Genomic DNA, 21,500 nt, shown 5'->3' with positions numbered 1-21,500 from the left:
TCATGAAGTGGATTTTTCATCTTCCATGCAACGCTTAAGCGTGCTGGACCAATCCGGCATAGTTAGGCTAAATACCTGATTTAATTTACTATTATCCAGAACCGAGTATGCTGGCCGACGGGCGGGCGTTGGATATTCGTGGGTGGCAATCGGCAAAAGGGAGCAAGATTCCCCGGACAGTTCGAGAATCTCTCTGGCGAAACCATACCAGCTGGTCTCTCCGCTGTTTGTCAGATGATAGACACCCTTGAGCTCTTCAGCATGCTTTGCGCCAGATTGCAGTTGACCGATAACCTGAGCTGTCGCTTCTGCAATCATCCGACTCCAGGTGGGCGCCCCAATCTGGTCATCCACTACCTTCAACTCATCCCTTTCACGAAACAGCCTGAGCATGGTTTTCATGAAATTGTGGCCATGATTGCCATATACCCAACTGGTGCGAAACACCATCGCAGCGGCCTCGGTTTCCAGAACCCGCAGCTCACCTTCCAGCTTGGTCGCTCCATAGACACCCAGAGGGGCTGTTGGATCCTCTTCCCGATAGGGTCTTTCACTCTCACCGTCAAAAACAAAATCTGTCGAATAGTGGATGAATACGGCATTGTGCTCGGCTGCCAGTCTTGCCAGTTGCGCCGGCGCCTCAGTATTCAGCTTTTCTGAAAGCTCAATTTCCGACTCAGCCTTGTCTACGGCCGTATGGGCAGCGGCATTGACAATATAGTCAGGCCCAACCTCTGCTACTGCTTTGTCTACCGCATCAGGGTTCAACAAATCCAATGCATAGCCGTAACTTCCACAAAGCGAGGTTGCTGTCACATCAGCCAGCACGGCCAGGCTTCGTTGCAGCTCCCATCCAACCTGGCCATCACAACCAATCAATAGAATCTTCGGGTGGCTTGTCGACATACTAGACCCCTTTCTCACCCATATAGAGAGGTAGTGTCTCTTCAGGAATTTCACTCAGAAGGGGTGCGTCCCGATCCTTCTCTGCAAGCAGCGGATTCAGCCCGCCCGGCCATTCAATGCCGATTTCAGGATCATCCCAACGGACAGAAAACTGGGTTTCAGGATGGTAATGGTCGGTACATTTGTAGGCAAAGATCGCCTCTTCACTCAATACCAGATAGCCATGGGCAAAACCTACAGGCACATAAAACTGATGGTGGTTTGATTCAGAGAGATGCACACCCACCCATTGACCAAACCAGGGTGATCCTTTGCGTACATCGACGGCCACATCGAAGACTTCACCTTTGATCGCCTGTACCAGTTTTCCCTGACCGTAGGGATTCTGAATATGCAGCCCCCGCAACACGCCCTGTTCGGAATAGGCCATGTTGTCCTGGACAAACTGCTCAGGAATACCCAGTGAGGCATAACGTTCGTTCTGCCAACTCTCCATAAACCAACCGCGTTGGTCACCAAACACTTTGGGCTTGAGCAGCAGAACTCCTGGAATTTTCGTCTCCACCACTTCCATCACTACATTCTCCGCTCACAGAGTCCCAGCAGATACTGACCATAGCCATTCTTACTCAGTGCTTCTGCCATCGATTTCAGATCTTCCAGGCTGATCCAGTTCTGAGAGAAGGCAATCTCTTCCGGGCAGGCTATTTTCAACCCCTGACGGAGCTCGATGGTTTCAATGAAGTTACTCGCCTGAATCAGACTCTCATGGGTGCCGGTATCCAGCCAGGCAATGCCTCGCCCCATCTTCTCCAGGCTCAGTTTGCCCATCTCAAGATAGCGTTTGTTCAGATCGGTGATCTCCAGCTCTCCCCTCACCGAAGGTTTCAGTGAGAGTGCCAGTTCGGTGACCTGTTCATCATAGAAATAGAGACCGGTAACCGCATAGTTGGATTTTGGTTTGGCAGGTTTCTCTTCAATATCATTCACCTGCCCCTGATCATCGAAATCCACCACGCCGTAGCGTTCCGGATCTTTTACCCAGTAGCCGAATACCGTAGCGCCACCGGATGTTTGAGTCGCCCGCTTGAGTGAGTCAACGAGCCCATGCCCATAGTAGATATTGTCACCCAGAATCAGGCAGCAGGGATCACCATCGATAAACTCCTGACCAATGATAAAGGCCTGGGCCAGGCCACCCGGTTCTGGCTGAACAGCATAGGTGATCTCGATTCCCCATTGATGGCCATCACCCAGCAGCCCTTTGAACAACTGGGCATCCTGGGGTGTGGTGATAATCAGAATATCCCGGATCCCAGCCAGCATCAGGGTGGAGAGTGGGTAGTAGATCATCGGTTTGTCGTAGACAGGCAGCAGCTGCTTGGAGATCGTGAGGGTCAGCGGATGCAGACGGGTTCCCGAGCCACCAGCCAGAATAATACCTTTTTTCACTGTCTTAGCCATGATCAGCCCTGCCCCAGTCTTTCGCCACGATAACTCCCATCCAGTACCCGCTGGCACCAGAGATTGTTCTCCAGATACCACTGGACCGTTTTCCTTAATCCGGTCTCAAAGGTCTCCAAGGGAGTCCAGTCCAGCTCACGCTCCAGTTTACTTGCATCGATGGCGTAGCGCTGGTCATGGCCAGGTCGGTCATTCACAAATATTTTTAACTGATTGTGCGGTTTGAACTCTGAATCCGGTGCGAGCTCATCCAACAGGGCGCAGAGTGTCTCCACCACCTCCAGGTTGGACATCTCATTATTACCGCCCACATTGTAGACCTCACCCGGCTTACCTGCCTCGAGCACTCGCCAGATCGCCCGGCAATGGTCCTCAACATAGAGCCAGTCCCGTACATTACTGCCATCGCCATAGATCGGCAGCGATTCGCCAGCCAAAGCTTTTTGAATGAAAAGCGGGATAAGCTTTTCCGGAAACTGGTAGGGACCGTAGTTGTTTGAACAGTTAGTGGTTAACACCGGCAGACCGTAGGTGTGATGCCAGGCACGCACCAGGTGATCCGAGGCCGCTTTTGAGGCCGAATAGGGAGAGTTCGGAGCATAGGCTGTGGTCTCGGTAAACAGCCCTTCCGCCCCTAATGAGCCATACACCTCATCGGTGGAGACGTGCAGAAAACGGAATGTGTCGCGCACTTCTTCAGGCAGTGACTGCCAGTGTACCCTGGCGCATTCCAGCAGGTTGAAGGTGCCGCCGATGTTGGTGTCGATGAACTCGGCCGGACCGTCAATGGAGCGGTCAACATGGCTCTCAGCAGCAAAGTTGACCACCGCATCCGGCTTGAAGCGTTCGAACAGACCGGATACCAATTCCTGGTCCTGAATCTTCCCTTGAACGAAGTGGTGATTCGGGTGATCCTCCAGCGATTTCAAGGTATCCAGATTGCCCGCGTAGGTGAGAGCATCCAGGTTAATTACCTTGAGAGAATCCTGCTGTGAATGTAGAAAGTGGACAAAATTTCCACCGATAAACCCGGCACCACCGGTCACGAGAATCGTCTTCATTATCTATAATGCCATTTATTTCAATGTGTTACGGCATCACCACTTGGTAATGCAATGCAGCATTATACAGAGTTGAGACCCTATCAACTACGTGGTGATTGAATTTGTAACTTTCGGGGCTGAGATTGTGAGTTCATAGCTTAAGAACCGTACGTTTCAACAACGAATCAAAGGCAGGCCAAATCGCAACAAATGAACTGATACAGGAGTGAGTATCTGGCCGCAAGACCTGAGAATATCGTGACAGGTTGATCCAGGTAACCCTCAACTCTGAGTATTGAAACTATCCCAGAAACAGACCTAGCCTACTGCTACAACGTGCACTCATACTGCACCCTACACATGTTGCGTACAGAAAGAGGCGCCAGGGTTTCAAGTTCACTATTGAAGCCGAGCCTGAAGAGATTTTGCCTCGGTGATACCCTCAAACGGCTTACCCGATGCCAATGCCGCATCCAGATGGGTCTTTGCCGCATCCATGTCACCAATCTGTTCGTAGGCCAGAGCGAGATGATAGTCAATTTCCGGGATCTTTGAATTTTTCCTGAGTGCCCGCCTGAGTACCGAGATCGCTTTATCCATCTCTCCCCGTTTGTAATGGGTCCAGCCTAGCGTATCAAGCACAATGGGATTTTCAGAGGTTGAAAAACCTTCCACCAGCTTCAGTGCCTGATCCTGTTTAGCCTGATTCGGTTCCCCTCTGAGCAGAATCATAGCCAGGTTATTGGCTGCCAGCATATTTTCCGGATGTTTATCGAGAATCTGCTGATAGATCTTTTTCGATTCATCTACCCGTCCCAGTTTGTCTTGGGCATTAGCCAATTCGATGCCCAACGCAGGATCCAGGGAATTCTGAAAGCCTCGGCGCAGCATAGCGACCGCATCCGCCTGTTTACCTTCCATCAGCCTGACCTTGACCAGATTGCGATAGGGAACCGGCCACTTCTCATTGATGCTCAGGCTGTGCTCAAACGCTTCATCTGCCTCTACCAAGCGGTTTTGGGAGAGATGGATTTCACCGAGCAGATTGTAAGCGAGGTAGTGTTTAGGATCTGCAGTTACCGCCTGGTTGACCTGATTCAGGGCTTCATCTACCTGTTTCAATCCAAAGTAGCTTTTTGCCAGTGCTACCAGCACATCAATCGCCCCTGGTTTAAGTTCCAACGAGCGAGTCAGAGACTCCACACTCTGTTCCAATCGACCATTACTTTGCTCGACCAAGCCCTGATAGTAATAACCCAATGGCTCAGCTTCATATTCAGACTGGAGGGTATTTGCAATTTTCAGTAACTCGCTCCAATTCTTCTGTTTGAGATAGACAATCCCAAGTCCTCGAAGTACTGAGATCTCTTTCGGTGCGAACCTCCGCATTTTTTGCAGAACAACTTCTGCATCATCGAACTCACCGGTTTGAATCAAAAGCTGGACCAACTCAAAATTGGTTGCAGTTTCCTGAGGTTGGGCTTTAACAGCATCCTCTAGACTTTGACGGGCTAGTTCAACTTCACCCTTTTTTAAATGAGACCTTGCTTTTAAGCGATGAGCTTTAACATGACCAGGATCCTCCCTCAGTAAGGTTCTAAGGTCTGCAATACCCCGATCAGGATCGTCACTGACCAGCGCTATACCGGCCCGGACCAAAAGCGCATCTTTGTACTTGGGATCTGCTTCCAATACCTCTTCTATTAATTGACTGGCTTCTTGGGTTGAGCCTTCCTTAACCAGAAGACTGGCTTTGAGCGTTCGAGCCATCAGGCCATCCGTTGAGAGATCTGCTTGATTGATTACATCTGAAAGTACTTGTAATGCTTCAACTTGACGGTTAAGGCTGATATGGTGTTTTGCCAACTCGATCTTAAAGGTTTGATTGTCTTGATTCTGTGCAACATACTCGCTCAAAAGAGACTCAGCACCAACAACATCCTTGTTGCTCTTCAAATAACTTACTAATGCGAGTTTAGCCTCTTCACTATCAGACAGATCTTTAACCGCTTGTTTTAACACAGTTTTAGCTAGTTTCGCGTTACCTTTTTCTTTGTAATAGCTGACAAGATGAAGCCGATGTTGCAGTTCATTCGGGTTAGATTGTATTAAGTCTGTGAGCACCTGAACAACGGCCTTGTCATCATTTGCTTTGGCATGGAGCCTGGCTAGAAGGAGGTAGGAAGCCACTCTATCCCTATGCTGCTGTAAGGAATCACTAGCGATTCTTATAGCCCTATCTAACTCTCCCCTATCTGCATAGAGAGCTGAAAGTAATGAAGCCGCTTCCACATTACTAGGATCAATTGAAAAAGCACTTAACACGTCCTCGATTGCGGCATTACTCTCTCCTGACTTTGCCAGTGCAAAACCTCTAAGCACAAGAGCCTCAGAGTGATCTGGAGTTATCTTGAGAACTGCTTCAGCAGCTTCTAATGCTTTCTCAGTTTCCCCTGCTAATACATAAATTGTACCAAGATGTACCTGTGCATCTTGATGTTCAGGTTTAAGTTCTACTGCCCGAAAAAACAGAGAGAAAGCTTTTCGCCAGTTTTCTTCTTTTTCTTCCAGTAAACCGAACATGTAATATGCGTCGGCGTCCTTTGGATCAATCTGCAGTACGTTTTTAAATTCGAGACGTGCTTTTGTGTAATTACCCTGACTATAAAGTTCCATTCCCCGATCAAAGTATGACTGTTTTCTATCTTCCTTACTGGAACAGGCTCCACTTAGTAAGAGTACTGCACAGAGGAATGAACCGAGCAGTAATTTGAACAATTTTAATGCAAATTCCATGGTCGTCTTCATTGACTATACCTACCAATCCTAATGACGAACTTCCCTAATTATTCACTAGGTGACTCGTCCAATTTTGAAAACATCTCAAATTATTGAAATAGCTCACTATAGTTTAAGATGATATTTAACAACTCTAATGTTAAGAGAATCGAAACCTAATATTGTGAATCAGATTGAAATTTCACAATTGAAATAACCGTAATTCAGTTTGGAATATAATTATCCAATACAGGCACAACCTGCCCTGCAAATTCAGTCAAGCGAATGTCACCATCAGCCCACTCTTCTCCGTCACTAATCGTCGTTGTCAACCTGATAAGTGCACCATCAGTACGATGCCTGGTGAGACTATCCAGAAAAAGATACCATTTTACCAGCCATTCATTAGTAATCACACGTCCACGTTGCTGAAACCAGTAGTAGACCAACTTCTTTGATTCGCCGCGCATAATGACAAGGCGATTGACTTTGAGGGATACTCCATTTACCTGTAACTCTGGCAATTTAACTTCTGTAACACTATCGATCTCCCACCCTCCACCAGGTATACAGGAACGGGGACTATGCGCTGCTGAACCAGCCTGCTGTGACGCATAGTATGCCACATACAAATTAATAGGGCCGTATGACGAGTTTGTATAGTCACCAATTATATAATCGTCTAATCTCAAAGACTTAAGATATCTCTCTTCCAGTATATCCTCATCCCCAAGCCAGCTTCCGATCCTAGCGGGAAAACTACTAAAGTCCTGCCGATCTGGCAGAATTTGCTGCTGGCTCTTAACGTAGAGTGATCCGACTGCGATTAAGGATATGGAGAAAAGAGTGGCGTAGTGCACAGAATTGACAGTTCTCACCCGGTAGTTCAGCCCCTCCGGTATCGGTTTGGGAATTTCCAAGCCGAAAACATCTCTTAGTCTGCGCTCAGGTGACCCAATTTTTGCTAGCAGTACCATTTCGATCAACAGAATGCCTAGGCAGGACATAAACACTATCCATCCCTCGAAGTAGTGCAAAAAGCCATCTGCCTGCTCCTGCCCCCAATTATCAACCAGAACACCGATGACCCCGATACGAAAACTGTTCATCAAAACAGTTATCGGAATACTTGATAAGAAAACGACTACACGCTTCCAGTACTCAACACGATAGAGATAAGCGGCGAGAAACGCTAAACTGACTAGCGGAAAAAGGTAACGTAATCCGTTACAAGCTTCGACAACCTGAAGTTTGTAATCGCCTAAATCTATTACATTACCTTCAAGGAATACACTGATACCAAACCAGCGTATAACTTCAACACCCAACTGTGAAGATATGAGCTGTAGTTTTCCCGACAGACTATTGTAAATAAATGGTGGTAGTGGAACGATAAAAAAAAGCAAAAACAGAGGACCGGCGACTATCTTAAATGCATGCCATCCCAGAACTGCGTAAGCCATACCGATGACAATCATAACCAAGGCATACTGTACCAAAGTAAAAGTGGTAGCAATTTCACCGATAAAATAGAGAGAAGCGGCAAATATAATGCCTGCCACGCCAAGCCATGAAGGTCTGAATTTTGCTTCTACTAAGAGATAACGTCTCTGCCAAATCAAATACGCAGTAATAAATGGCAGAAAATAGGCGTAGCCATACTCTTCTTTGCTAGCCCATCTTCCAAGCATGTCAATAATGCCATTCCAAAAACCATAGACCAGCAAAATAGATGAAAGACCTAGCAATCCCCATAGCTGAGGGGAATTTCGCCATCCTACAAGATTACTTGTTGTTGCCATTGTCCTTAATGAATGATTTTCATATTGAAGTTATCAATATCACCAGTTCAGAAGTTATTTAAAAACTGGTCCCTATCGTACGCCCTGTCTCCGTGAATTATAAAAGTGGCTCCATTTAAATACCAAATACTTTACAAACAATTCAACCCAATGCTACTTAGTCGGCCATCAATTTGGCTGTTAGGACTATATCTTCTTGGTCTAAATGTAAATATTTAGCGCAATAACGTGAACCGGCTATTTGATACTAAATCGAATTACTGGGTATTTCCAATTAATCGTTTTAGGTTAGCAATAAATTCAGTAGGGGCAGTATTGGATATTTCGTCCACATTATCAAACCTTTCTATACTCCACCGATTCAAAAGCACAACGAGCTGTTGTTCATCCCATGCTACATATACACCAGGCCGATTTTGGAAACGCTTAGCAGTTGCCATCTGATGTTCGTTTCGGTGCTCACCTAAGCTAGCTTTACGGGGCATGATGATAATAGGCTTTCCTAGAGATAACGAGCTGAGTATTGATCCCATCCCTGCATGTGCGACAACCAGTTCAGTATTTTTTAAAATATAATCTAATTGTTCCTGCTCCAGAAATGACTTGTACTTGATGTTAGAGAAACGAACCTCTGTTGGCCCGACTTGTGCGACAATCTGAGTATCTTTTGCATTCACCCAACGATCTACAGCGCAAACCATACGATCAAAAGCAAGCTGTGTTCCTACAGTAACAAAAATCACAGCACCGAACCTATATAGGTCGGCCCATCATCTCCTGAAAGCTCCGGCCATTGTGTTATCCAGTGAGTTGCCCACCTTCTTGCCTTCTTACCTGCCAATGACATCTCTTCTGCATTCGCTATACTATCAATCCAAATTGTTTTTGCACCCAATAGCCTTGCAAATACAATAGCAAAATACCCCGGTGCTGCCCCAGTCGTCACCACAATATCTGGTCGGTACAAAAGTACCCGCCATGCAATTTGAATAGCCATTAATACTAACCCAGGCTTATCCCACATATTTGCATCACGCACTGAAGTAAACTCTTCATGGTCAACCTGAGAAGCAACTCCTGGTGAAGTACTTATCCAGTGCAAACTTAGAAACTCGAAAGCCGGGCGCATACGAAGCAGTTGTACCCAATGGCCACCCGCCGACGCTACAGCTAGTAACTTTTTTTGTTTCATGGGGCTACTCCAAGAGAAAGATAAAGGGAACGCATCTCTGATAAACATGACTCAGGAGTAAAACTTCTTAGATATTTTCCACGCGAGGCCTCACCCATACTCTCAACAGCCTGGCTATCCATTTCAAACACCTCAATAAGCTTGTCTCGCAATTCTTCATGGCTACCAGGATCTATTAGAAAACCATTAGTTTCATCTATCAATTCAGGAATCCCTCCTACTCGAGTAGAGATTACTGCCATAGAAAATGACATTGCCTCAATGATAGACATAGGAAGCGCTTCGTTATAAGAAGGTAAAACAAATACACTACAGCGATGCATAATCTCTATTTTATCAACACCGCCAATCCAACCCGGTACATCTATAGAATCTGATACATCTAGCTCATTCACTATTGATCGCACTTTATCAATTTCTCCATTTCCACAGCATATAAGCTTTGTTTCTGGATATTTTGGAGCTATATCTGAGAACACAGACAGTAGATCGTATATACCTTTGTTAGCACCAAACTGGCCTAAAAAAAGAATATATCTTGGACGCCGTTTAGTTTTGATAATATCGTCATCGAAATTGTCATGAACAAAGTTATTGATAACTGATACAGGAGTATTCGTTAACGGTGTAACAAAATTATACCAATAATGTGACAAGACAATTATTGAACTAGCTTGATCAAAAACATACCTGATTAAATTTCTAACCCACTTTGCAGAGCCATTGTAAAACACTGCAAATCGTCCTCCGTGAAGGTGAATGACTGTAGGTATATTATATAATTTACAAATAAGAACAAATATGCCTTTCCGCCAAAAACTACCTTTGGTGGCCATATGCATGTGAGCGAGCTCAACTCTGTTCAGCGATAGCATCCATATCAACTGAATTAAAGCTCGTAATGCTATCCATGACCGAATAAACACTCCCCCTTCTGTATGAGCAGGGATAAAGACAGTGTGATCTGGAGAATAAAAATCAGATGAATTATAGGCATCAGTAACTGCTTTCATACCTCCACGAGCTGAGGTGCTGATAATAACTATTTTTTTTTGGCGATTAGAATCACCTGCATTACCAATATTTTTACTCATAACATCTAACTATATCTTTACAACATAAGTTTTAATTAAATTTACCATTAACGTTACACATACAACGAGAAATTTAAATACTAGTCTAAGCTCATCTTCGTACGAGTATGGCACCGTCTTTGGCAGGTAATACTATGGATTCAATTTGCATTCCATTATTCCAGTTAGGCGCTTGTTTACCTAAGAACCGCGATAAACCTTGACCTAAAGCAACTTTGGCTTTTTTATTGTTAGGGTTAACTAAAACCACACCATTTTCGAAATCTCGACGCCACACTCCATTTTGCCAAGGCTTATCTGGAGGAGGAGAATAAGCACCTCCAAGATTAACATCATACTCATCAAACCACGGAACACTGCTGTATCCACTTTTTTCATCTGTAAACGAGAAATAGGCGTTGCCTAATAGGCAGGATGTCAATGCATATCTCATAAAACGATAGTCTTTAGGATCACCCCAGACATTAAATCCAATAATGCGAGGTTCCCTAAGGTTAGTATTAACCGTGCGATACCTCTCCATCATAAAGTCCCATCCTTTGTAAGTTTCGAGAGACCATCTCTTTCCCATCAATGCTTCCAGAAAGGCGCCTTCTAGCTGCCCAGTAAACTCAGATTGTGATAGATCGCTGTCCGCATTACCCATGATCATCATGTCTGGTGTTAAATCACGAATATGACTCCACCAAGCTACATATCCACTCCTCCATGAATCAAGAATATATGATGAATCCGGGGCATCATCGATACCGTCACCATCCCAATCCGCTTCCACACGGGGACGTTGCATAACGTTATCTGTGTACCAAAAATCAAATTCAGGTACTGACTGGTGATAGATTCGATAATCTCTCTCCGCCAACCATTGTGGATAGTACTTCCCCTCCGAATCCGACTTGGCAAGTTGCAAGAAATTCACTTCCCAAGCATTATGCTTTGTCGTCCACTGAACACGCTGTCCAGCTTTATTTTTTAGCCACCAGCCTGACTCTTTTACTTTTCTTCGTATATCATCCTTCGCTAGATCCCCTGGAACATCTCGCAGTTCATTCATCACCCCATATTGACCGACCAATATGTCAGGATTCAGCTCTTTAAGTCGCTGTACCACGTCCCGCATCGTTTTTGGTTGACCACTCCAGTTTCTATAGAAACCTAGAACAACAATGTCGTATTTCGCAAGCTCTTTCTGGTAGGAAGAATTTTGGTATTGCTTATTTCCAATACTCATACTCATCAGACGGGGAAAAGTGTCATTCGCTAGAGTTGAGTGAGTATATATTATTAATTTTACTAGCAAAATTAATAGTATAAGAAACCTATTCATGTTAGTGCCTAAGACGCACATATAATTGGCGTATTGAGCGCGTTTGAAGTACGGCAACAGCATACACTACACATAAAACCATACCGCTTATGATCAGTTCCGAGAACGGATTACCAAAATCAAGTACCGAAGATGATGCATAGGCCAGAAACCCGGCTACGATAGCTGCTAAAGCAAACTGTGACAATGCAAGCCAATTAAGCAAATGCGACATACCTATATTACTTATATGACTTACATGCTGAATATTTATCAGATGACTAGCCCATTGAGTGACTGCGCTGCCTAGCGCCGCACCCATCAAGCCAAATGTATGTGCACCCCAAAAACTGAGCAATATTGCAATAGGTAGAATAAAACCGTTAAGGCGCATCTGAAATCCACCTTGAGCAAGAGTAATCAATACATTATTGACCACCAATGCTTGCCCTGCCAATCCCAGTAAATATACACGCATTGGAGATACACCGGCTACATATTGGTCGGTATAAATCAGGCTGATAACATCTTCTGCGAATACAAACAAAAAGGCTAGTATCGGAAACAACAAAACTGCTGTCAGAGTGTTTGCATCCCGGTTGATTTTAATAGCACCGTGGATATCGCCGGCATGATGACATGTATTCATAGCCGGCAAAATAGCATTTGAAACGGCTTGGCGAATGAGATTAGCTAGAGGCAAAACAACCAGAGAGATTGAAAAAGATGCAAACTGCTGCAAGCTGAATATGCTTGCTGCAATCCATTGATCTGACTGCATGCGAAGTGCATAGAACATGCCGGCAATCCCAAATGGTCCAGCATATGTAAGTTGTTCACGCATTAGCTGTTTCTTTGGTTTTAAAACATCTATACCATATCTTCTCACTGTATCCAGCAGAATATAAAGACAACGCAACATAGCGAGCACAGTCATCGATATAAACACAGCAAGGAGGTCATTTGTCATCCAGGCAGTCAAACCCACTATTACGACTCGCAATAGAGAGAATATGACCACAATTCGAGCTTGAGCATCTATGCGTCCTTCAGTATTTGCCAACCACTCAATTAGCATACTACCCACCCAAAGAGAGACGAACGCAGGTACAAGAGAATCTTCTCCTGGAATATTATGCATTATGTCGGGCCTAATAGGATTCCAAGGACTAATGACTAGTGCTGCTAGAAAAGCCATTAGCACTAAAAACCAAATCACATTCGCAATATAAAATGCCCGCTGTGTTCCTGCTCTCGGCAGAAAATAGAAGAGGCTTTGAGGCATATATAATGGCGCAATTGCCATTACTGTATTCGTAATTAACCAGAGAACACGGTATTGACCAAACTCAACTGACTCTAGACTCCTGACCAATATAATCGGTAAGATGAATTGCAATACATAGTCAATTGCGCTTGCCATACCAAGCGTTATTGCCCCGCGTAAGCTTGGGTTGGCTTTATTCATGTCCCTGTTCTGCCAAGACTAAACAATTTGGCGTACTTTTCAAGCATACCATTCAGCCCGAAGTCTCGCTCTACAATCACCCGTGCCATTTTACCAAGTTTATCTCTATGCTCAGAATCAGACAGTCTGCTTATTGCTTCAGCTAGTGCACCGGTATCTGCTGCCGGAAAAAGATATCCGTTTACCCCCGCACTCACCTGCTCTGCTGAACCTCCAATATCACTCATAACCATAGGTTTACCTATCGCCATCGCCTCCAGCGCAGCTATAGAAAAAGTTTCCTGGTGTGACACGATTGCAATACAGTCACAAGCATCGACAAAATCGCGAACATCTGTTTGGAAACCTGTAATGGAAACATCATTCTCTAAACCAAGGCTTGAGATCTTCTGCTGGATAGCAGTTCGGCGAGGCCCGTCCCCAATGATCAGACACTTTACATCCAAGCCATCTGATTTCAATTTTTCGATAGCCTCCAGTAGATCTTCATGCTGCTTTTCAGGACGCAGAGCTGCACATATACCCACAATGAAGTCATTAAAGCTAAAGCCATAACGTTGACGAATGGTTATTCTTTCTTCGCTTGAATATTTTGAGAAAAAGTATTCGGTATTGACCCCATTATGAATAACAATCCCTTTATCACTATCTATTCCACGGGCTTCCCAATATTCACGTTGATTCTGGCTAACATATACGATACCGTCGCATCGATTAAAAAAATGCCGGTATACAAAGCGCATTTTAGAGTCTTCTTTTTTAGGTAACCCTGTACTATGGAAGACCTCGATAATTCGACAATGGGTTCCAGCTATCCAACGTGCTAGATATCCATAGAATAAGGGATAGTTGTTAACACAGACCAGTACATCTGGTTTACTTTTTTTGATTCTGTTCGCTAATCGTAACAAACCACTTATATCCCACCCCTTATCAAAATCTCCACAGTAAGTCTTACCTTGATCAAAATCCACTTGATCCAACAGGTGCTCTTCTCTTTTTAGATATATCAAGTCTTTTTGAAACTCAGAAGGATCAAGACCATTGAAAAGCTCTAGAGTATGTTTTTCTGCACCTCCGAAGCGTAGAGAATTGACGATAAAAGCTACGCGCGTAGTTTCACTCATTCGTACTTCCAATATTCTCGACTTGTTGCAGCACATTGAGAAAAGGCTTGATTACAACATCATCACCATGATGAAGTTCTACATAGGCACGGCACCGGTTTGAAATAAGAAGCCATTCGTCATCATTATTAATTAGTTTCTCTACTACTTTCTCCATTTCATCCATACTGTTAACTGCATAACCCAATCCTTCTCGTGTTATTAATCCATCCGGATCAAAAAACGTTACAACCGGAACGCCACGCCGCCAGGATTGCAGAAATGTGTTCGGAAAACCCTCCTTGTCTGATGTATTAACAAATACACGAGCCTTATCGTAGAGGTCTCCCACATCATGATACGGTATTCTGCCATGAAATTTGATGTTTTCTATTGAACCAGCTTCTTTTTCAATATTTAAATACAATTCTTGACACCCTGATAGTGGGCCGCCTACCATATTAAAGTGTCTGTGCGGAAGTCGTCGAGCAAGCTCTATAGCAAGATCTGGACGTTTGATGTTGCGTATATTTGCTACCCAGAGTATCTCTATGTCACGTTCACTTTGTGCATAATCCTTAAGTGGCTTTTCCACCAGAGATTTTATCAGCGTCGCATTACGATCGTAATTTAACTTTAATAATTCACGCTGTTTTTTATTTTGACATACGATATGTGCTGCTTTATTGAGGCCATATTCGTAAAGCTTTTTGTCGCGCCAATGTTTAATAATGACCTCAGTTGGTTCAGCGTCGGTATCACTCGCCATTCGGTAAACAAATTTTTTACTGTGCTTATTACAAAATAAAGCAAGTAAACCTACTTGCATACCAGCGCAAGATGTGAAGTATACATCTGCGTTCGCCCTAGACAACGCTGCCCAGGTACTAGTCCATCTTGGATATACGAAACGAAACAAAGGTAGACCTTCATTAACTTTATATGTCCTATAGGTCTTTATACCTTGCCATACAACTCCATCCTCCTGACCGTAATCTCCGACCACCATACTAACTCTATGTCCCCGTTTAACCAGAGCTTTAGCTAGCAGTGTCATCTGAACCTGTGCGCCGCCAATTTCAAACTGATTATATTCACGGGCTAGCACAGGCAGATTGTCATACCCTAATAAGCAGATTTCCATACTTTATTTCACTCTAGCTGCATTTTGATCTATAGCTATAGAACGATCACGTTGCTTTTGTATTCTCATTATTATTGGATACATTCCTAGCGCTACACCAAATGCCAGCCATACAAAAGTATGCGGAAACCAGGGAACAAATCGCTGCCCTGATAACCCCTGCACTAGCACCACTACTACTGCTAGCATCGCGCCTTCAAAGAACGCACGCCAAAATGGATCATAATGATATCGGTGAAGAGTTCTGAATATACTCCACATCTTAAACCAAAAGGCAGCAACCAAAAACGCGCCCAGAACACCAAAGTCAAGTAATATCTGCAAGTAAGCACTATGGGGATGCCCTACCACAAAATAAGGCCTATTCAGATCAGACCATAGCGTTGATGACAAGCCATGGCCCCACAAAGGACTATCAAGAAATTCTGGAAACAAAGGAATCCAAATACCATCCAGGCGCCCAGCTGTTATAGCATAGGTATCTTTGCTTTCTATGCCTGTAGTTGCACGTTCTACAAAGGCATCTGGTAATAATAGAATGATGATAGCGACCGCTATTAACGCTAGGACGAAGTCCATAATACGCCGTCTTGAGATTAGCAAATACGAACCTACGACAATAAGACCTAAAAAAGCACTTCGCGAAAAACTAAGTGCGGCTGCTGTTCCACCCAAAACTGCTGATAATGCGAAAAGCCCACGAGTTAACCTAGATTTAGATCCTAAAAAGGAAAATAGCATCAGTACAAATCCCAGATTGCAAAGGTGTCCTAAGTCATTTGCATGCATCCCAATCCAGGACAACATCTTCCTCGATTTTGAACTTGCCATCTCACTCAAATTAATACCAGATGTAAGCTGGTAGCCAATTATTACAGCACCTAACAAGCCAAGTGCGATAGCAATTGCTATAACCAGTTTTCGGGCTGACTTGTCATCACGCACTATCACAGCACTTAGTGTTGCTACAACAACAATGATCAACGGCTTGAATAACTCTTCAATAAGATATTTTTTGGGTGTTAACTCCAGCATGGCACCATTACCGACAGGCATTGAAGGAGCCATACCGATATAGAACAAACCTGCAGCAGCACCAGTAAACAGCAATCCAATGTATACTATAAATATCACTGGGACACGGGGTAGCCGAACAGATGCCGGCCGAATGGCCATTGACAGGATTAATGATCCAATAGTTGCCGCCAGAATGACATTAAGTGGATTTAAACCGGTAATTCCCAGCATTTGTCTTGGCATAAGCTCTGTCGCCGAGAAAGGGAGCAAGACGACTGAAAGCCAGATACCAACCCGTAAGTTGAAAACAGCCAGCGCACTCCCCAGGAATGCGAGTAGAAGCGGGAATAATGTACCGATCATTTTTTTACCGCGTTGACCGCTATGTGAATAAATGCCTCTAATATAGAATCACTTTCAACGGAAGACCTGCCATTTACGATGTGCATTCTTGTAATATATGCGAACAAATCAAAGGTTTTCATTTCTCTATTTCATGTATTATGATCAGTAATTGACATGCATAAGAGTCTTGTTAAACTATCATTAACATCTTTTAACCTACACTATTAATTCATATCTACTGCAATAAGCCTTATATAACCTAGATACAAATTCATTTGCGTGCTTTCCAGTATTTATAATTGCAACTTTGGGCTCGCTGTTATATTCCATTAATACAATAGATCAGACCTGCATAGACAGAATAATGTAGAAGTAATCAACCTACATTGATATTTAAAATCCATTTCTACACAATACACCCTACAGAATTCCGATATTTATGATAGAGATAATGCGGATCACTCTTCACATTTGGGCGATGGCTATTAGTTTACACAAAGAATTCTTTTAATAGCTTCCATAACTTAATCCACTAGCTTTTGATTTGTTAAGCACAGTCCCAAGTATGTTAGTATCCCCTAACAAATCCATTGCTCTTTTTACTTCATCTTTGCGTGTTACACCTTCTTCAAGAACCAACATTACACTATCAATGTATGGCGAAAAAGCAATCACATCATCACAAGATAGTAAAGGTGGCATATCAAATATAACCATCCTGTTTGGATATCGACTTTTTAAATCTTCTACTAATTGCACCATTTTTGGAGATGACAACATCTCCGAGGAGTTTGAAAAAGGCTTATTACCAGGCAGGATAACCAATCTATCCAAACCAGGATTAAAAAGAACCTCGCTTAGCTCCATATTTCCATTCAGATATTCACTAATTCCTGGTTGTTCATCATTAAAAAAGTAATTTTGAATACTAGGCCTACGAAGATCTAAATCAACAAGCAATACCGAATGGTTGACTTCTCTAGCAAGACTGATGGCGAGATTTATTGATGTAAGCGTTTTACCACACCCCTCAGTTGGGCTAGTGATAGCGAGCGAATTCCATTGATTAGCCTTAAGCTTCTGAAGAACATGAGTCCGTAGGACTTTGTATTGATCTGATACAGAGTCGTTTATATCTCCAATAATAACTCGCTTTTCTCTTAAGTTATGCTTAGATAACTTAACAGATTTTGTTTTGGTATAGGTAATGTTGGATGTAAAATCTGATTCTGGATCTTTACTCATTACAGCACGATCTTTATCAAGGCTCGTCTTTGATATCCTGCTGTCACGCGCACGATCAAGTGCTTGCTTTATCTTTTCCATCTTCGTCTCACTACTAGTTCTACTCCAATTTCCTATTCCCTATAACTCATGGATCCATGGGCACGGTTTTAAGGGAGTACTCAAAAATTTTGCTAAACTCCAAGCTCTATGCCAAATTTTCGCAAAACGATATAGAAGATCACATCCAAAGGTTTGTATAACACATGAACAGATACCAGTAATAAACCTATTCCAGCGAGTACGCCGGAGACTGCCATTACACCGCTGGTACCTCTTTGCCGTTGATCATTATTACTTTCAATATAGGGAATGACAGTTAATGGAGGCACCTTAGTGATTGCCATTACGCCATTGCTACCATACACAGCTTGATCCATACTTTCTCTTACAAAAACATTTCCAAAACCACCAGCCAAACTAAATACAATACCCAAGAATACAATCGCCAATCGGTTTGGTTTATCCGGTTTTTCAGGTAATTGAGGGGGCTCTATAAGTGAAAAGCGCTCACCTTTACGCTCTCTCTCCAGTGATTCAGCCAGTTTGGCCTCAAGTTGTTTGGATTTTACTTCTTTATATTTTACTAACGCATTTTCATAATCACGGGTTAAGTTACGATATTCACGCTCAACTTGCGGGCTTTGAATCAAACGCTCTTCAAAATCCTTGAGCTTAACTTCAAGTTCGCCCTTCATTATATAAAGAGAAGCTAGTTCACTATTCGCTGCTTGAAGCTGTGTTTCTAATTGAAGGTAAGCGGGATTATCTGATTGAGCTTTCTTTTTCTTCTGTTCCGGCATAGCATTAAGTTCCCGCTCTAGCGTCTCAATTTCATCCTTCATGCTGATCAAGGTTGGGTGATCATTTGTATAGCGGGTGGCGAGCGCCAGGTATTCCGTCTGCAATGCTCGAAGGCGATCTTCAGTACCCATAATTCTGTTACCACTAGAATTATAGATATCAGTCGTTGGACTCATTTGCGACAGTTCTGACTGAAGGTATATTTTCCGCTCTTCCAGGCTCCGTATTCGCTGTATTGTCTCTGACAATTCCAACTCATTTCGCTCCATGAGTTGGATATTGAGTGACTGAAGCTCAGGAAGATTATCGACATGTTTCTTCTTGAAGTCTGCCAATGATACCTCTAATTCTGTAATCTCCTGGTTGAGTCTATCTGCTTCTGTACTCAAAAAGGTTGATGTTTCTAAAGCTGACTGTGTCCGCTGTCTGAGATTTTCATCTAGATAGAGCGATACGAGTTCATTGGTAACCTTTTGTGCAATTCGTGGATTCTTATTACTGAATGAGAGCTTAAATGCAATCGTCGCGATTGTGGGTCGGCCACTACGGGGGTCAATCACATCAGCACTGATCATTTCCAGTTCAATATCTTCACGCAACTCTTCAGATAGCAAAGTTAAACTCGTATCACCACGCTGATCCTTGTAGAGACCATAACTATCGATAATCTTTCCCAGATTTTCGGTAGTCATTACTCTCTGACTGATGACATGTATGCGCTCACCTGCGTATGAGGTGACGGTTGAGCGAACGAGCTCACTGGGAATTTCTTGCTGTTCAATTAAAATGGTAGCTTCAGCGCGATAGATTGATGGTAGGCCGACAGCTAGTCCTAAGCTCAAAAGCAGGATGAGTGTTGCCGGAATAATTAGCTGCTTTTTCCTTCGCTTGAGAATGGCCAGGTAATCAGCAAATCCGAGTAGCTCTTCTTCTTCCATTGTCCCTGTCATATCCTATTACCAAGCCGCACATTGTAGCATACAACTGCTGCTTTAAAAGCAATACATAAACCCTTATCAAGGGTGAGCTGGTATAGCTACATTTGAAAATGTGAAATGCGTGTTAAATATCTTACTAGATGTATCCGGGTTTCAAATTCACATAGCATTTTACAGTTAAATGACAGTTCATGTGATTGCATTCTACTAACATCAAAATAGACCTCATCTGTCTGTTAGCTGAATAGCTCCTAATGAAGTTAGCAAAAACTCCATCCATGGAGTAACTTTCATTTAGATTTAGCTTAAACCGTCCGTCTAGCACTAAAAGCCACAAATCCTAATAATGCTGTCCCAAACAGCCAAGCTGCTGCAGGAAGGGGAACAGCGCTGACAGTTACGTCATATGCAGCGCCAAAAATCCCGTCAGCACTACCAACAAACTGTAATGTGTAAACACCTACAGCCAGATCACTTAGTGGTATCACAGTATTGACAAGATCACTGGTAGAGAAAAGTACGTTCGAATTACTGTCATAAACTGCGAACGCCGAAACACTTAACAGATCTACTACAGACGTTAACTCATTATCAGCAATCGAAACATTGACAGAACCCGCATTTGTCAGCTCGAAGGTTCCAGTATCGGTGAAAGTACCAGAGTAATCGTACGTATCAGTATGTAAGTGGTTGAAAGTATGAGTCTGGCCGAGGGTTAGGTCTACATTATAATTGACAGCTGTTGCACTGCCCAAGCCAAATAGACTCACCAAGCCAAGAATTGCACTTGATATCCTTTTTAACAACTTCATGTCACTGCCTCTCAATAAAAAACGTCCTATTTACTGAGGCCATCCAGTTAACTCTTCCCTTAGGGGTTGAACACTGACTGATCCTCAGAGAGTGTTGTGATCACTGTTTTCCAAATACTTAAAAAGATAGTGATCGGCATTCCTATAGGCAAATTTTATGCCTTTAAATGGGCTGTGAGCATATCTTATTGTTTTAATTTGAATTATAGTTTTTTTAACCCTGACATCCGCTTTGATGTCTATAAATTTAATTTGTAAGTGTCAAATATTTCGACAGCGTTTAGTACTCTAACTCCTAATATGACGATCTAGAGTTATGTAAGTAATCTACTTTAGTTTAGAAATAGTTTGGTACGGCACGCTAAATTAAACGACGATTGAATATTGATAATTAGCAAAATATCAATATTTTAACTATCTATTTAAAAATGATGTTCGTACTACAAATAGCATGACGTACTAATTTGAGTACTTATCCCAATCAACTGAGTAACAGCTTGTTAACTCGTGGTGCGCGAAGCCCTCATTTGAACCAATTACGTACAATATTCAAATTTATCGTTGAATTCTCTGAGTAATGCAGTATGGATTATTTTCCGAGGGAGAAGAATCTGGTTTCAACACATCACTGCACTCATAATATAATCTGAGAGCAGCAAATACTCTGGATGCCAGATGTTTGGAATTACTGGTTTCCGGCATCTGTCGGGGTGACGGTCGGTATAGCTAGCTATAAACTCCATGGAACAAGATAGTTGCTTAATTTTCTGCCGCTATAGTGGCAGATGAGAGTTTCAACTACATAACCCACTCTTTAGTCCAAACTTGGTAGTTCTTAAATCAATCAGTATCGCTATAGAGAAATTTTATAACAAGTTTGTAAAATATTTGTAATAAGAGATGACCCTACCGCTTTAGTTCTCCAGATAAAAATTCTCTCTTGTAATTTTGATTCAATCTAGATCATAATTTCAGGCTGGAAACTCTACATGGACTC

17 protein-coding genes are annotated in these 21,500 nt (G+C 43.1%); all 17 read right to left on the bottom strand.

The window, feature by feature from the left end:
* A complete protein-coding gene (gene rfbD, locus A3193_RS04480; RefSeq protein WP_069014188.1) occupies positions 1-906 on the bottom strand; it encodes a dTDP-4-dehydrorhamnose reductase in 906 nt (301 codons plus the stop codon).
* Position 907: 1 nt separating this feature from the next.
* A complete protein-coding gene (rfbC, locus tag A3193_RS04475) occupies positions 908-1,480 on the bottom strand; it encodes a dTDP-4-dehydrorhamnose 3,5-epimerase (RefSeq protein ID WP_069014187.1) in 573 nt (190 codons plus the stop codon).
* Between the two features lie 2 nt (positions 1,481-1,482).
* A complete protein-coding gene (gene rfbA, locus A3193_RS04470; protein ID WP_069004993.1) occupies positions 1,483-2,370 on the bottom strand; it encodes a glucose-1-phosphate thymidylyltransferase RfbA in 888 nt (295 codons plus the stop codon).
* Positions 2,371-2,372: 2 nt separating this feature from the next.
* Positions 2,373-3,431, bottom strand: coding sequence for a dTDP-glucose 4,6-dehydratase (gene rfbB / locus A3193_RS04465; RefSeq protein WP_069014186.1), 1,059 nt, complete (start codon positions 3,429-3,431; stop codon positions 2,373-2,375).
* 381 nt (positions 3,432-3,812) lie between these two features.
* Positions 3,813-6,221, bottom strand: a complete 2,409-nt coding sequence (locus A3193_RS04460; RefSeq protein ID WP_069014185.1) for a tetratricopeptide repeat protein — start codon at positions 6,219-6,221, stop codon at positions 3,813-3,815.
* A gap of 194 nt (positions 6,222-6,415) precedes the next feature.
* Complete coding sequence (xrtD, locus tag A3193_RS04455) at positions 6,416-7,993, bottom strand: VPLPA-CTERM-specific exosortase XrtD (RefSeq protein WP_069014184.1); 1,578 nt, start codon at positions 7,991-7,993, stop codon at positions 6,416-6,418.
* Positions 7,994-8,250: 257 nt separating this feature from the next.
* Positions 8,251-8,736 carry a glycosyltransferase gene (locus tag A3193_RS04450; RefSeq protein WP_069014183.1) on the bottom strand — a complete coding sequence of 162 codons (486 nt, stop codon included), beginning with the start codon at positions 8,734-8,736 and terminating at the stop codon, positions 8,251-8,253.
* Positions 8,733-9,185: a glycosyltransferase family protein gene (locus A3193_RS04445; RefSeq protein WP_069014182.1), complete on the bottom strand. Its 453-nt coding sequence runs from the start codon at positions 9,183-9,185 to the stop codon at positions 8,733-8,735. The genes A3193_RS04450 and A3193_RS04445 overlap by 4 nt, the downstream gene beginning before the upstream one ends.
* Positions 9,182-10,279 carry a glycosyltransferase family 4 protein gene (locus tag A3193_RS04440; protein ID WP_071938086.1) on the bottom strand — a complete coding sequence of 366 codons (1,098 nt, stop codon included), beginning with the start codon at positions 10,277-10,279 and terminating at the stop codon, positions 9,182-9,184. The genes A3193_RS04445 and A3193_RS04440 overlap by 4 nt, the downstream gene beginning before the upstream one ends.
* 91 nt (positions 10,280-10,370) lie before the next feature.
* On the bottom strand, positions 10,371-11,510 hold the full coding sequence (locus tag A3193_RS04435; RefSeq protein WP_162273729.1) for a putative glycoside hydrolase: 1,140 nt from the start codon (positions 11,508-11,510) through the stop codon (positions 10,371-10,373).
* A gap of 97 nt (positions 11,511-11,607) precedes the next feature.
* A complete protein-coding gene (locus A3193_RS04430; RefSeq protein ID WP_069014179.1) occupies positions 11,608-13,053 on the bottom strand; it encodes a lipopolysaccharide biosynthesis protein in 1,446 nt (481 codons plus the stop codon).
* Positions 13,050-14,180 carry a glycosyltransferase gene (locus tag A3193_RS04425; RefSeq protein ID WP_069014178.1) on the bottom strand — a complete coding sequence of 377 codons (1,131 nt, stop codon included), beginning with the start codon at positions 14,178-14,180 and terminating at the stop codon, positions 13,050-13,052. The genes A3193_RS04430 and A3193_RS04425 overlap by 4 nt, the downstream gene beginning before the upstream one ends.
* Positions 14,173-15,303: a glycosyltransferase family 4 protein gene (locus A3193_RS04420; RefSeq protein WP_069014177.1), complete on the bottom strand. Its 1,131-nt coding sequence runs from the start codon at positions 15,301-15,303 to the stop codon at positions 14,173-14,175. The genes A3193_RS04425 and A3193_RS04420 overlap by 8 nt, the downstream gene beginning before the upstream one ends.
* 3 nt (positions 15,304-15,306) lie before the next feature.
* Positions 15,307-16,683 carry an O-antigen ligase family protein gene (locus tag A3193_RS04415; protein WP_069014176.1) on the bottom strand — a complete coding sequence of 459 codons (1,377 nt, stop codon included), beginning with the start codon at positions 16,681-16,683 and terminating at the stop codon, positions 15,307-15,309.
* A gap of 489 nt (positions 16,684-17,172) precedes the next feature.
* A complete protein-coding gene (locus tag A3193_RS04410; protein ID WP_069014175.1) occupies positions 17,173-17,991 on the bottom strand; it encodes a CpsD/CapB family tyrosine-protein kinase in 819 nt (272 codons plus the stop codon).
* Positions 17,992-18,083: 92 nt separating this feature from the next.
* Positions 18,084-19,691, bottom strand: coding sequence for a GumC family protein (locus A3193_RS04405; protein ID WP_069014174.1), 1,608 nt, complete (start codon positions 19,689-19,691; stop codon positions 18,084-18,086).
* 305 nt (positions 19,692-19,996) lie between these two features.
* Positions 19,997-20,503, bottom strand: a complete 507-nt coding sequence (locus A3193_RS04400) for a VPLPA-CTERM sorting domain-containing protein (protein ID WP_069014173.1) — start codon at positions 20,501-20,503, stop codon at positions 19,997-19,999.
* Positions 20,504-21,500: the final 997 nt, after the last annotated feature.

This window comes from Candidatus Thiodiazotropha endoloripes (genome assembly GCF_001708965.1).
Taxonomy (GTDB): domain Bacteria; phylum Pseudomonadota; class Gammaproteobacteria; order Chromatiales; family Chromatiaceae; genus Thiodiazotropha; species Thiodiazotropha endoloripes.
The sequence above is the reverse complement of the archived record's forward strand: the minus strand, read 5'-3'. Positions and strand labels throughout refer to the sequence as shown.